Below are 13,935 nucleotides of genomic sequence, written 5' to 3' on the forward strand. Positions count from 1 at the left end.
GTCTATATATGTATGGATATAGATGCGGTCAACGTAGAAAATAGACCGATCGTCTCATACCCGCCCTGCATGTCGCGCACAGGGCTGTAAATAAAGACTTTAAAAAAAGACCTCTGCGGTGCCGTTTACCACGCCACGCCGCCCGATCAGGGAAGAAGTAGCCGCTGGGATGCCTGCCACGTTTTTTCAAATGGCTGGGACCGATGAGTAATCTTGACCATCAGGGTGGCTCCCAGCCAGAGCTGGTACAAAGCGCCTGCCAGAGCCTGCGCCTCCATGCCACGCTGCACAGACCCCTCCTGCTGCCCTTCCGCAATAGTGCGGGCAATGCGGTCAATGGCTTTGGCCGTTCCGGAATCCAATATCCTGCGCATACGTTCGGACAGGTCCGAAACCTCGGCTGCAAGTTTAACAATCAGGCATTTATCGCCCGTTTTTCCGTCCACATGCGTTTCCTGCCAGAAACGGAAATACGCAAACAACTGATCTGCTGCGTTGCCCACGTCAGACGAGAACAGAGTGTCCATTTTTTGCAGATAATCATCCATGTAGATCCGCAAAAGTTCTTCACCAAAAGCTTCCTTGGAATCAAAATAATGGTAGAATGATCCTTTAGGAATACTCGCCACGTCCAGTATCTGGGAAATACCTACAGCAGAAAACCCACGCTCGCCAACAATAGACCGTGCGGCTTCTACAATACGCCTTTTGGCTGCATTATGCTTTTCTACAACACTCATGCATATTTGATAGAGTATCCATAAACAACAGTCAATACAACTAGACCGATCAGTCTATAAATTCTTTTTTTACACAGCTCAATTCTTTGCGACGCCCAACAGTCCTTCATACCACGTGCAGCAAACCCCCAATGCGGGCCTGCACCGGCCTCCCCACATTGCAGTCAACACGCTTACTTGCTGTGCAAACCTCCTAAAATCTGTTCCAATCGGGTCATGGTCATTGCACAGACATCAGACTCATCCCCGATCAGGAAGGTTCTTTCCGTCGTTCTGTTCAACCTGCTTGTCTATATTGTTATCGGCATGCCCAATGCGGTTCTGACCATTTTTGTGCACACTACACTTGGCTACAGCACAACACTGGCAGGTCTGACCTTTGCCTTACAATACGTAGCCACATTTGCCGCCCGCTCTTCCGCCGGGCGACTGGTGGACAAAATAGGCCCAAAACCCGTGGTGATCGGGGGACTACTGAGCTGCGTCTGCTCTGGCCTGCTTATGGGGTGGGCGGGAGCGTTACAGAACGTACCATCCGCATCGCTCGGCATTCTGCTGCTCAGCCGCCTTTTTTTAGGCTGGGCGGAAAGCTGGACAGCAACGGGCGTTATTATATGGAACATCCACCGCGCGGGAGCTGAAAACACCGCACTCGCCATATCGTGGAACGGCATCTGTTCTTACGGGGGCATTGCTCTTGGCGCACCGATTGGCGCGGTTCTGGCACTCCTGCCCGCACCTTATGGCGGTCTTGTCTCGGTTGGCGGCCTCTCTGCCGCTCTACCTCTGCTCGGGCTTGCTCTGATTGGTTTTTACCAAGGAGCCCAGCCACATCCATCGACGGAAACACCCGTTTCCTTCCGCAAGGCGCTGCGGCTGGTGCTCTGGCATGGATCGGCTCTTGCGGCTGGCTCCATCGGGTTTGCCGCCATTTCGTCTTTTCTGGCCCTGTATTATGCAGCACACCATTGGAGTGGCGCGGCAACCGCGCTGGCGGTCTTTGGTGGGGTGTTTGTCTGTATCCGATTTTTCTTTGCGGCACAGATCAAACGCCGTGGAGGCGTGTTTGTTGCCATCGTGTCCCTTCTGGTCGAAACCGTGGGGCTGGTCATTATTGGCATTTTTCCATCACACACCAGTGCGCTCCTTGGAGCCGCATTAACAGGTGCCGGTTTTTCGCTCCTGTTCCCCGCATTGGGGGTGCTGGCGGTTAACAAGGCAGGCCCCCATAACCGAGGTGCTGCATTAAGCGCCTATTCCATCTTTCTGGACCTGGCGATAGCCTGTTCGGGCTTTACACTTGGCCCGATTATTGAATTCTCGGGCTACCCCGCCATGTTCCTGACAAGTGCCGCCTGCTGCCTGAGCGGTGCGGTCATCAGCTACATGTTAAAGCGAGCGCCGGAGCATTCCTGAATTTTAAGCCAAAAACTGGACATAAAAAAAGCCGCCCCGAGAGGCGGCTTCAGACAGCATTTCTGCTAGTCTGGTCTTAAACTGCCTTGAGATTGACAGCAGACTTTTTGCCGTTACGGCCAGCTTCGATTTCGTAAGAAATCTGCTGCCCTTCGCTGAGCGAAGCCATGCCTGCACGTTCGAGAGCAGTAATGTGAACGAACACGTCCTGCGAACCATCCTCAGGCTGGATAAAACCGAAACCCTTGGTCGAATTAAACCATTTTACGGTGCCTGTTGTCATAACTAGGCTCCTTTTTAACGTAGTGGTCGCGCACAGAACACGTGCGCAATCGTAACTTCTAACAGGACAATACTGACACAACGCGCACCAGTTAGCCTCATAAGAGCATCCACTTTTTGTTTTTCACATAATGCCAACAAAAATGCAAGTTGTAATTTTTATAATGATCGGAATTTTATTTTATAAGACGCCTAAAATTATCCATAATATTGAAATTATAGGGTTATATTAATTTATAAACTCTTCCGATTTATTTTCTCATATTCCCATTTTTATAACTTTTTAACCTCATGATCGCGGCTTATAACTCGCCCCCTCACACCCCCAGACTGGCTGGAACCTGCTGTTCGGGTTATGGAACGGGCCACTTCATACACAATACCAAGGCCTGTTTGCATGCCCCACTCCCCCACCCCACAAAACCAGACAGCAGGCGCGGATGGTGTTGTCTGGAAAGATTTTCCTCAGGCGGCTATCCTCAATCTTGTTACAGCCGAGATCGTGCGCAACTTTCCGCGCCCTTTGCAAGATGACAACAGGCGTGTCCATGCGCCCACACTGTTTGCAGCACTGGGGAGTGTCTGCGGGTTTGCAACCCAGACCAGCCTGCTTGCATTAATCCAGTCAGGATTGCGGCCAGAGCAGGATATGATGGCCCACACACTTGCCGGGGGTCGCACATTCCTGTTTGGCGAACAGCTCAACCAACTCCTGATGCAGGGCGACACAGCTCTGCATAACCCCGGCCTCTGGCCCTGCCTGAGCAGCCCAGCCTTGCAAAAGGGCTATTCCCCTCAGGATTTTCCAGACCTGAATGCCCAGTTCGCATGTGTTGCCAGTCGGCTGGGCACAGCGGAGGAGGGCATACCCGATGTAGCCACCGCTTATCGTCCCCTGATCGCCACAGAAGACCTCCGTGAGGCCATGTGGGTCTATATGGAACCCATTTTTCTGCAAAATTATCCCGACAAACCGGGACCACATGGCCCACTGCCCAAAGAATTCTGGGGTGCCGCCATGAATGTTGCCGCAGGCATGCTGTTCAGCACCATGTTCAACGTCATGGATGCCCGCATCGCCATGACGATCATCTTACAATCTGCCATTTTTGGTTCAAAAATTATCGAAACCTGAGCCAGCAGACTGCAAAGCACCCCACAACTGAACAAATTAGCTGGCGAGTTGCCCCGCCTTGCCAGCCTTGTCTGCCTTACGGGCTTTACGGCGCGCCATGCGTTCCTTCATGGCCATCCGTTCATAACGGATTCTCTGCCTGACCCAATTCAGGATGCCAGAAGACATCAGCACAATAATGCCGACAAATGTCCAGCTATCCAGCGGTTGGCGGAACACAAGGTAACTCAGGGCTACCCCCCACACCATCTGGCTGTATTGCGGCAAAGCCACACGATTGGCCGGCGCCCGGGCTGTTGCCATCATCATCATCAACTGGCCTAACGCTGCCAGAAAACCATAACCGAACAGGTATATCCAAGCCGTTATGGTTGCTGGCCACTGCGCATGCCACCCCATAAGAATCCCGTTACCAAGCAGGGGACCAATCAGGCTTGACCCGAACAGGGACAGACGTGTGCGCTCCTTGTCCGCCAGACGGTAGGCGATCACACTCCCAGCATTGGCAATAGCGGCAATAAGCGCACATAAATGCCCCCAGTGCAGAGCCCTAAACCCGGGCCGAAGGACAATAAGAACCCCGACAAACCCCAGCACAACCGCCAGCCATGCCCAGAATGTCACCTTTTCCTTGAGCAGAACAACGGACAGGATCGTTACAAACAGCGGCATCAAAAACATAAGAGAAAAGGCTTCAGGCATGGGGAGCAGCATAAAGGCTTCCACGCTTGCGGCTGTCGCTGCAAAAACGCAGCCCGCCCGCAGAAGCCACATGCCCCATTCCTGCGGTCTGACGATATCCAGATAGGATTCACCGGGCCTGCGGATAAATGGCAGAATAAGAAAACCGAAAATCCCGCCTGAAAATGCAACTTCAAATGGGTCAAGCTGGCCAGCCAGCAATTTGGAAAATGCGTCACTAACAGAAAAAGACGCATAAGCGCCAAAAGCCAACGCCATGCCGGAAAAGAGAGTCTTGGTGTCCATTGAAGCCGCTATATCTGTGAGAAAAATCCTGCATTCAGGATAGTATTTGGTAGCAATAAGGGCAGACCAGCACAAAGTAAAACGCAATTTTTTGCACTGCATTTCTGGTATCAGTTTTTTTAATAAACCCTGACCGGATCAGGCATACGATCTGACAGAGCAGAATACAGAAAGATCCCCCATCCATGCCCCCAAACCGCAGAGCACTTCAGGACACGTGGGAGTCTGATGTTCCATCCGCAAGGTCATTCGCCAGAAACCACCATTTTTCACGCGTTTTTTTATTCTGTTTCGCATGATACATGGCCATGTCGGCACGCTTGAGCAGGTGTTCGATATCTCCACCATCCTGCGGATAAAGAGCCAGGCCCAAGGTCATACCCACCGTGGCCGATGCCTCTGGTGTAACCGCAAAAGGTTTTTCAACAGCGGTGTGCAAGGTGTTCAGAACAATTTCCACCTGCTCGGTTGCCTGAGTCGTTGTCAGCCCTTCAAAAACCACAACAAACTCATCCCCCCCAAGTCTGGCAACGTAATCCGTCTGGCGTAACAGGGCTTGCAGGCTTTGCCCAAGCTGTTGCAAAAGCCTGTCCCCGGCTTCATGCCCATACGTATCATTCACGTGTTTAAAACCGTCCAGATCAATCAGACCAACGGCCACACTGGTGCCGTGGCGCTGGGCGCGGGCAAGAGCCTGGGGAAGATATTCCGTAAGTGCTAGACGGTTGGGCAGGCCCGTCAGCACATCATGTCGAGCACGCTGGGCCTCCTGCTCCTGCAAACATTCAATCCGCTGCTTCACATCAAGCTTATCCAGAGCATGCCCCAGAAGGCTGGCCACACGCTTGCACAGGGCAATACTGTGTTCGTCAAACACCTGCGCCTGAGGGGAGACAAAGGTCATGATTGCCCATATCTGGCCATCCCGCCAAATGGGAGTACACAACACGGCACGTCAATTATTGGTCTGGATAAAAGCAAAGCATGGGCTACTGGCCTGTTCGGTCAGTTCATCATTGCTATAAGCAAGCTTTTTCTCCCGCCATGCACGCATGATGACTAATGGCTGGGACAAGGAGCAATACCCGTCCAGACAGTTGTTTATCTGTTCTATGCCCGCTGTACCTTCGCCCGCACGGGATAGAACTTCCAGTTGCCCGGTATCGCTCACACGACCAATCCAGACCGCATGGAACAACGTATCCCGCACCAGATCATGGCAGGCGCGGCTACACATCTCATTTTCATCCGTAGCCAGCAGCACGGCATCGGCAGCGTTGACCAGCGCGTGGTACAAACGCCGTGCCACATCGCGACTGGTAACATCCTCCAGCGTCCAGACAGAAATATCGTTTTGTAAATCAGACAACTGCACGCCAGAACAATCCGCGATCAGAATCTGACCATCGGCGCGGGCAAGACGCACCCCCGCAATCCGTACCGCGCGTTTTTGTGCAAGCTGCCCATAACATTCCGCTACACGGTTAAATTCATTTTGATCTGCGTAGATAATCTCGGTTGATTTTCCAACGAGTGCGTCAGATTCCATTCCCAGCATATGCGTGGCGTAGGAATTGGTCATCTGAACAATTCTATCTTTTACAAGAAGAATACCAACCACGGAATTATCTAGCAAGGCTGCCCTTAACTGCTGGCTATAAATTCTATCCAGCCCCATGGAAATGTTAATGCACACTTCCTTAAGCAGAATCTGGAGCTGATCATCAAAAATATCTGCTTTTTCGTGATAAACACTTAAAACAGCCTAGACTTTACCGTCCCTGTATATAGGCAATGCGGTGTTGGAGCGCAGGCCCAGTTTTAGTGCCCGTTCTTTCCACGGCGCTAATGTATCATTATTCAAAAACGATGCATTGAAAATAGGAAGTCCAGTCCGCCAGACCTGCCCAATGGTGCCTCGGCCTTCGGGGACATCCCCGCGAGCCGAAATAAAAACATTGTTCATATATGCCCGAGCACCACTTATTGCGAGCATCTGGAACTGCTGCGTCTCATCCGGTCGGGTTATCAGCGCAATTTTAAAATGGGCATAGCGTATGGCCATATCGCAGATTTCCTGCAAAAGACCTGCTTCACTGTCAGCCTGACTGGCACACTGGCTGGCCTGAGCCATAAACATGTTAAAGTCGGTCAACCTGCGCAAATGTACCATCTGCTCCCGGTCGCGCCGCCGAATTAAAAATTCCCCGGCAATAACAAGCAAAGCAAGGATCAGGGCTTCCGCACTCCAGCGCGCGGGGGCCTGCTGGCTATAATTACGCCATACGCGCGAAGACGAAACCAGCGTCTGCACAACAAATGGATAACCCGGAACCGGTGCCTGTGCGACCATTTCCGGCTTTATGGATAACAGGGGATGAACCTGCACCTGCATGTGCAGCAGATGGGTCAGGGATTGCCCATTACGGGTATCAATAACCGTAAAATCCCACTTCCGATAATCTGGTGACAGTTCCTGCTCATCCAGAAATCTGTTGAGACGGTAAGGAGACCCCAAAAAATACCCGGTGCTGCTATTATCCTTCTCACGCACACGCATGGGCAAGACGACCGTACCCAGATTTTCAGAATAATGCACAGGCCCCAGAAAATGATTAGGCATTTTGGGAACGGATGAAAAATCCCGCAAAGGTTCAGCCAACAGTCTTTTCTGGTCCGACGTGGACCATTGTATACTCTCCCCATCCGCCCCCAGCACACTGAACGTCGAGTATGATGGACGGGAAAGCAGATAATGGCGCAAAGACAGTTCGACCTGGGGGGATAAAGCCGGGGCAGGCCTGTCATCTGGGCCGCGCAGTGCCGCCAATGCCATATCCAGCTCTGTAAACCGCGTATCCAGCCGTTCCATAATCAGATTGGCATAGGCCTGACTATCCCGCCGCGCGGACTCATTCACCTCGGCAATGGCATGTCGGTATTCATTAAATTCAATCGCCGTGCCGCAGATAGCCACCACCAGAACTGGAAGGGCGTAGTTCATTACCACTCTTGTCTGTTTTTTTATATTTCTGAAAGACAGGCAAAAAGCAGCAAAGAAGGACGAAGATGTGCTCACGCGCATGACCATGTGTTGGATTTTACAACAGATTCATAGGCAATACATACTACAACCCACCGCGCCACTCCATGATTTTTAAATAATAAATACAAAATATTTTAGTATTTTTTTAATCATCCCGACCCAGAAATCAGGATTCCACTAAAGTCAAAACAAACAATAATTAAATTTTACGCGCAGCGGTCACTTGCTGTTTTCAGCACGCAATGCCGGCAAAAACCAGATATGTTCATATCCCGGTTCTTTCCCCTTAATGCCTCTGGCCACGGGTTGCCGATCAATACTCGTGATCGTATAAAACTGAGCATAATACCGCTCCAGGTCTTGCGCCATAATCGCAAACGGGGGACCAGACAGACGAGCCTGATCATATTCGACACAAATTAAAAACTGATTTGCATAACATGTCATTTCTGAAATATGCTGCGCATAGATTATACGGCTGCCTTCAGGCAGAGCCACCAGTGCGGCCCGGTCATAAATCATATCGACCGGACCAAGCATGGATGCTGTCAGTGCAAAAATATTTGCTACAAATATTTTAATATTATGCCCCTCGAACACAGTAACCTCTGCGGACAGGGTACAAATATCAGGCGCAATTCCCAACTCCATAAATAACTGCTCAACTGCCAGGCGGCTTAACTCCACACCAACAACCGTATAGCCTTTTTTTATGAGCCAATGAATATCAAGCGTTTTGCCACATAATGGCACAAAAATCCGACTTCCCTTAGGCAGACCAAGGGCAGGAAAATATTGCACAAACCCGCTATGAGGATGCGGGGTATGAAAACCAATTTCGTTTTGGCGCCATTTTGTAAGCCAGAACTCTTCATGCATTGGCAGGCATGCCTCCATTGTAACCAACCATCGTTACTGCGGATGCCGCGCAAGCAGGATAACGGCTGTGCCCAGCAAACATAAACCCACTCCAAGCAGATCCCACCGGTCTGGCTGCGTGCCCTCCGCAAACCACATCCACAACACAGCAACCATAATGTAAATACCCCCGTAGGCAGCGTAAGCCCGCCCCGCCACGGATGTATCGATCAGAGTCAACAGATAGGCAAACAGCAACAGTGACCCACACCCCGGCAAAAGCCAGAAAGGCGTTTTTCCCAGACGCAACCAGCTCCAGAATGCAAAACAGCCACCAATTTCGGCTATTGCGGCGGCCAAAAAAATTAATCCTGTTTTCATGCTCTCTTATCGCAAACAATCAGCCGATTGCTCACTGACCCCACAACCAGACCTGATAGACAATTATTCTGCATAGCATGCTTTCAGGCCTAAAACCGGTATTAAAATTCAGCCATTCAGACCGGATCAGACATTCAGCGGGACAAAGCCTGCCCCTATAAACGATCAAAAACCAAGGCACAAAATCAATACGAAAAATAAACATATGTGCCGGGAGTTCATCTGTCGATCTATGTGAGAACGTACCAACTTTTGCCTGATGCTGAAAAATAAGAGGGCTACCCCTCATTGTCACGTCAATGTGATAATGGTAGCGAGAAAATCACGATAAGCTTCATCATAGGGTCTTGCTACAAAAGCGTTTTCTGCAAATCTTATAAATATTTTTGACGCCTTGCGATAACAATAAAAAATATGTGTGTCATCACAAGGGAATATATGTGACATGGACTTGTCTATTTTTGACAATTACTTTGAATATAATGGTTTTAACCCATTCTTTTATTCTATTTTTTACGTTTTATTTTACATAACATGCTATTTTTTAAAAAATAATGATCAGATTTGTCTTTTTCCTACCAAATTTTATTTGACTTCACCTGCACCCATACAGTCAGAATTCAAAGGGCGTTGCATAACAGACCAGACCATAGCCTATGCATTCCCTTCATATGGCATGGCCGTCGTAAAGCCGACGCTCCTCTGGTCCAGCTTTATATTTAAAGATTGAGTCCATGCCAGCATTCACGCACCCGCTCCCAACCTCATATAATGCCGACACATTTTATGCGGCCATACTTAAGCAGGCGACTGACGGCGTCATTATCATTGATGACCAGAACAGAATTGTATTTTTCAACCCTGCCGCGGAACATCTGTGGGGTTGCTCGGCATCCACTGTTTTGGGCACCAATGTTGACCAACTGGTTCCATTGGAGCACCGCAAGCACCACGGGAGTTACATTGCGCACCATCGTAAAACGGGCATTCACCGACTGGTCAACACCTCGCGCGAAGTAACCTTTGTCCGGAGTAATGGAGATTATGTTGCTGCCGAACTTTCGTTATCCACCGCGCTGATCGGTCCGGATAACAAGCGCTATTACATGGCTTTCGTTAAAGGCGTAACGGAAGAAGTACACCGCCGTAAGCTACTGGAACTCCAGAGTCAGGTTTTTACCTCACTGGCCGAATACACAACCATACAGGATGTGGCGGATATGCTCTGCAACAAAGTGGAGCAGCTTGTCCCCAACAGTATAGCTGCACTCCTGCAGATTACCGCACAGGGTGGACTTTCCATCCTTTCGGGCAAAAGCCTGCCCGGCAGCAAGACCAACAAGCTGGTCAATCTGGTCCTTACACCCTCGGACATCAAAGACCTGTGCAAAAACCCCCAACATGCCTGCGCCCTGATCTGGACCCAAAAGCAGAGCCACGACCAACCCACGGATTTACATGACTGCTGGGCATCGGCCATCTGCAACGGAGCGGGAGAACTGATCGGTATTTTCGCGCTCTTTTCGCGTAACAAGGAAAAAATAACCGACTGCCCGCAAAAAATTGTCACAGGCTGCATTCCCTCCTGCGCATCTATTATAGAGCATGAAAAAACACTCTATAAAATAAGCCAGTTTAATAACATAGATTCTCTGACAGGACTTCTGAACCGGGCCGCTCTGGCAACCCGGCTCCGGCAGATGCTCGCACAGGCCGGACAGGCTCCCTTTGCCATTCTGATGCTTGATGTTGACCTGTTGCAGGATGTGAACAATGTGATGGGCTACCAGAGCGGCGATATCCTGCTACAGACCATTGCCCGCCGCATTGCATCCCTTTGCCGTGGGCACTATCTGGTCGCCCGATTGGGCGGGGATGATTTTGTGGTCGTCATGCCTGATGCGGATCGCACAAAAGCTTGCAAGCTGGCCCATGATCTGAACTGCATCTCTCGCGAGCCGATCGAGGTTAAAGGGCGTGACCTGGTTGCTTCCCTGAGCATAGGAATCAGCCTTTACCCCGATGATGGCACGGCAATAGAGGAAATACTTGGCGCATCGGAAATTGCCATGCGGCAGGCCAAAAAACAGGCACGAGGGGGATTCCGGTTTTTTGGCAAAGGCGGCAACAGTAACGTGCGTGAACGCCTTATTATTGGGTCCGCACTCCGCGAAGCTTTGCAAAAAAAACAGCTCCATCTGGTATACCAGCCTCAGATATGCGCATTGACCGGCACATTATGCGGGGTTGAGGCCCTCAGCCGGTGGCAGCATCCAACGCTTGGCCTTATTCCCCCCTCCACCTTTATTCCAATTGCCGAGGAAACCGGGCAGATTGAAGCCATAGGCCTGTGGTCGCTGGAAAAATCCTGCCAGCAGGTCATAGAATGGGAGCGGAGCAATGTTTATGTTCCCATTGTCAGCGTGAATATGTCTGCTGTTCATTTTTGCAGCATAGACCTGCCGGAACAGATTCTGGCCATGTTGGAAAAGTACAATCTGGCCCCACAACGCCTGACCATAGAAATTACCGAAAGCGTGGCCATGCGGCAGGATCCCGAGACAGCCGCCAACCTGACCGCCATCCGCAATCTTGGCGTTGGCCTGTCCATGGATGATTTTGGCACTGGTTTTTCCTCTCTGTCACGGCTGGCGCAGCTCCCACTAACCGAAATCAAGATCGACCGAAGTTTTATTGAGAATTTTGAAAACAACATCAGCTCGCTTATTGTAGCGGAGGCCGCAATCAACATTGGCAAACGGCTTGGCATTAAAGTTGTCACCGAAGGTGTTGAACACGCGGCGCAGGAAACAAAATTACAGGAACTGGGTTGCGATATTCTACAAGGTTATTTTTACAGTAAGCCACTTCCCGCACAGGAAATGTCTCTTTGGCTGGAGACCTTTCCCGCCAGACGGGCCACCTGTCCCCATGCCTGACCCTGTTGCGTTTGTCTGCCTGTAATTTTATAGCGTCTTTGCCCCACTGGACCAGAAGCACACCATACTGGCCAAGCCCATCATCCCGCGCGCATGATCCCCGCCCCATGTGAACGGATGAGGAGACACTTGCCAGACAAAGAGCGTTCATACACCTTGCCAGACATGATCAGTCATTTGGAAACCCCCATACCCATACATGCGCAACCGGTACTCTGTGAAACAGAACTGGTGGCTGTTCTGGTCAGCATAAGCAACAATACACCGCACATTCTTACGCTTGATCAGGGGAGCGCCTTTCCATCCGGTCCGCTTATGGTTGAACATCGTTCCTTGCAGAAAGGCATGCGCAACTGGGTTGAACAGCAGACGGGCCTCAAACTGGGTCATACGGAGCAGCTTTATACATTTGCGGACCCGCTGCATGGACGGGGCCACCAGATGGTACGCATTTCCTACATGGCGTTCATCCGCCAGAACTCCGAACACACTCTGGCCGAACGCTCCATTTATGACTACTTCCCGTGGGAGGACAGGCGCGATCGTGCCTCTGATCCACTCCTGCACATTATTGCCGAGCGACTAAGGCACTGGGCCGACAACAACTCAAACCGCTGGCAAAGATGCGCCACCGTTTTTGGCCTTGATAACCACGCATGGAACGACGAACTCAGTCTGCAACGTTATGAACTGCTGTGGGAGGCCGGGCTTGTACCAGAATCCACGTGGCAGAATGCGCCCGTTCTGCCGGGCCTGAGCATGCACCGCGACTACAGGCGTATTCTGGCCACGGCCCTATCGCGCATGCGGGCTAAAATTCGCTACACCCCTGCGGTGTTTGACCTTCTGCCCCGGCAGTTCACCCTGTTGCAACTCCAGCAGGCCATGGAAGCGCTGGCAGGTCGGGCCATGCACAAACAGAATTTCAGACGTCTTGTGCAGCAGCAAAAACTGGTCAGCCGCACAGCCGAATACGACTCTCCAACGCAAGGGCGACCAGCACAACTTTATCAATTCGCGCCCGAAACAGCTGAACACTGCTATCTGGCTGGTGCCAAACTGCCTTTACCTGCTATCTCCTGAAAAAGTGTTTGGTTCTACCCTTGCAATTCTTGGATCTCATATATACTCATTAAGAGCATATATAGCACGGGAAATGGAACACAACCATGTCTGCATCACTCATGGCCAACAGGGATGAACTCTACCGCCCTGTTGCCCACATTATGCTGCGGGAACAATGGGAAGCCAGTTATGCGGCGGACATTGAAGCCATTGTGCGTCTGAAGCAGGAAAAAAACGCCGTCATTCTGGCTCATAATTATCAAACACCGGAAATTTTCCATTGCGTTGCCGATATCCGGGGGGACAGTCTGGCTCTGGCCCGTGCCGCGCAAACCGTGGATGCTTCGGTCATGGTTATGGCTGGCGTACATTTTATGGCCGAAACCGCAAAGCTGCTTAACCCGGATAAAACTGTTCTGATCCCCGACGCCACGGCAGGCTGCTCACTGGCCGAAGGCATTACAGCAGACAACGTGAGAACACTCAAAAAACGTTACCCCGGTGTGCCGGTTGTCACCTACGTCAACAGCACGGCGGATGTTAAAGCGGAAAGTGATATCTGCTGCACATCGGGCAATGCCCGCCGGGTTGTGGAAAGTCTGGGTGTATCCCGTGTTATTATGATCCCTGACGAATTTCTGGCGCAGAATATACAGGCTGAAACCGGCATTGAAATGCTGACCTGGCCCGCCCACTGCGAAGTGCATGAACGCTTTACCCCGCAGGAAATCCGGCAGTACCGCCGCCTGCACCCCGGCGTAACCGTTATTGCCCACCCCGAATGCCCGCCAGATGTGCTGGCCGAAGCGGATTGCGCAGGCTCGACCGCACAGATGATCGAATTTATTGATCACAAAAAACCGCAAAAAGTGCTGCTGGTAACTGAATGTTCCATGAGCGATAATCTGGCGGCACTTTACCCGCAAACCCAGTTTGTACGCCCGTGCAACCTGTGCCCACACATGAAGCGGATTACACTGTCCAACATCCGTCAGGCACTGGAAACCATGCAGACGGAAGTCACCATACCCGAATCCCTCCAACACCCCGCCCGCTTGGCAGTCGAGCGGATGCTGGCGATCTGAG

The 13,935-nt window shown here is 51.2% G+C and carries 13 protein-coding genes; 5 read left to right on the forward strand and 8 right to left on the reverse strand.

The annotated features are described in order from the left end of the window. Nucleotides 1-146: 146 nt before the first annotated feature. Nucleotides 147-740 (reverse strand): TetR/AcrR family transcriptional regulator, encoded by a 594-nt coding sequence (locus tag GOB86_RS03075; protein ID WP_165990913.1) that lies wholly within the window; start codon nucleotides 738-740, stop codon nucleotides 147-149. A 216-nt stretch (nucleotides 741-956) separates the two neighbouring features. Here GOB86_RS03075 and GOB86_RS03080 point away from each other — a divergent pair, with 216 nt between their 5' ends. Next, on the forward strand, nucleotides 957-2,156 hold the full coding sequence (locus GOB86_RS03080; RefSeq protein WP_165990914.1) for an MFS transporter: 1,200 nt from the start codon (nucleotides 957-959) through the stop codon (nucleotides 2,154-2,156). A gap of 76 nt (nucleotides 2,157-2,232) precedes the next feature. On the opposite strand, the gene GOB86_RS03085 is transcribed toward GOB86_RS03080, so the two are convergent. Then, nucleotides 2,233-2,439, reverse strand: coding sequence for a cold-shock protein (locus tag GOB86_RS03085; RefSeq protein WP_165990915.1), 207 nt, complete (start codon nucleotides 2,437-2,439; stop codon nucleotides 2,233-2,235). A 396-nt stretch (nucleotides 2,440-2,835) separates the two neighbouring features. Here GOB86_RS03085 and GOB86_RS03090 point away from each other — a divergent pair, with 396 nt between their 5' ends. Further along, the gene (locus GOB86_RS03090) at nucleotides 2,836-3,573 is read left to right on the forward strand and encodes a hypothetical protein (protein WP_165990916.1); all 738 of its coding nucleotides are present in this window, start codon (nucleotides 2,836-2,838) and stop codon (nucleotides 3,571-3,573) included. 36 nt (nucleotides 3,574-3,609) lie between these two features. Here the strand turns inward: GOB86_RS03090 and GOB86_RS03095 are convergent, their stop codons facing one another. The 6 genes from GOB86_RS03095 to GOB86_RS03120 form a co-directional block, all read right to left on the reverse strand. Then, nucleotides 3,610-4,560, reverse strand: a complete 951-nt coding sequence (locus GOB86_RS03095) for a DMT family transporter (RefSeq protein WP_242012474.1) — start codon at nucleotides 4,558-4,560, stop codon at nucleotides 3,610-3,612. A 208-nt stretch (nucleotides 4,561-4,768) separates the two neighbouring features. Then, the gene (locus tag GOB86_RS03100; RefSeq protein WP_338421506.1) at nucleotides 4,769-5,509 is read right to left on the reverse strand and encodes a sensor domain-containing diguanylate cyclase; all 741 of its coding nucleotides are present in this window, start codon (nucleotides 5,507-5,509) and stop codon (nucleotides 4,769-4,771) included. Nucleotides 5,510-5,515: 6 nt separating this feature from the next. Further along, nucleotides 5,516-6,238 (reverse strand): PAS domain S-box protein, encoded by a 723-nt coding sequence (locus tag GOB86_RS03105; protein ID WP_242012479.1) that lies wholly within the window; start codon nucleotides 6,236-6,238, stop codon nucleotides 5,516-5,518. Nucleotides 6,239-6,325: 87 nt separating this feature from the next. Then, nucleotides 6,326-7,564, reverse strand: coding sequence for a GAF domain-containing protein (locus tag GOB86_RS03110; protein WP_165990919.1), 1,239 nt, complete (start codon nucleotides 7,562-7,564; stop codon nucleotides 6,326-6,328). A 261-nt stretch (nucleotides 7,565-7,825) separates the two neighbouring features. Next, on the reverse strand, nucleotides 7,826-8,485 hold the full coding sequence (gene tmpT / locus GOB86_RS03115) for a thiopurine S-methyltransferase (protein ID WP_165990920.1): 660 nt from the start codon (nucleotides 8,483-8,485) through the stop codon (nucleotides 7,826-7,828). 33 nt (nucleotides 8,486-8,518) lie between these two features. Then, complete coding sequence (locus GOB86_RS03120) at nucleotides 8,519-8,845, reverse strand: YnfA family protein (protein WP_165990921.1); 327 nt, start codon at nucleotides 8,843-8,845, stop codon at nucleotides 8,519-8,521. A gap of 734 nt (nucleotides 8,846-9,579) precedes the next feature. On the opposite strand from GOB86_RS03120, the gene GOB86_RS03125 reads away from it, so the two are divergent. The 3 genes from GOB86_RS03125 to nadA all read left to right on the forward strand — a co-directional run bounded on the left by GOB86_RS03125 (nucleotide 9,580) and on the right by nadA (nucleotide 13,934). Continuing rightward, nucleotides 9,580-11,784, forward strand: coding sequence for a sensor domain-containing protein (locus GOB86_RS03125; RefSeq protein ID WP_165990922.1), 2,205 nt, complete (start codon nucleotides 9,580-9,582; stop codon nucleotides 11,782-11,784). A gap of 165 nt (nucleotides 11,785-11,949) precedes the next feature. Continuing rightward, nucleotides 11,950-12,867: an NUDIX hydrolase gene (locus GOB86_RS03130; RefSeq protein WP_165990923.1), complete on the forward strand. Its 918-nt coding sequence runs from the start codon at nucleotides 11,950-11,952 to the stop codon at nucleotides 12,865-12,867. 86 nt (nucleotides 12,868-12,953) lie between these two features. Beyond that, nucleotides 12,954-13,934 carry a quinolinate synthase NadA gene (gene nadA / locus GOB86_RS03135; RefSeq protein ID WP_165990924.1) on the forward strand — a complete coding sequence of 327 codons (981 nt, stop codon included), beginning with the start codon at nucleotides 12,954-12,956 and terminating at the stop codon, nucleotides 13,932-13,934. Nucleotide 13,935: the final 1 nt, after the last annotated feature.

The organism is Acetobacter lambici (assembly GCF_011516885.1).
Lineage (GTDB): Bacteria > Pseudomonadota > Alphaproteobacteria > Acetobacterales > Acetobacteraceae > Acetobacter > Acetobacter lambici.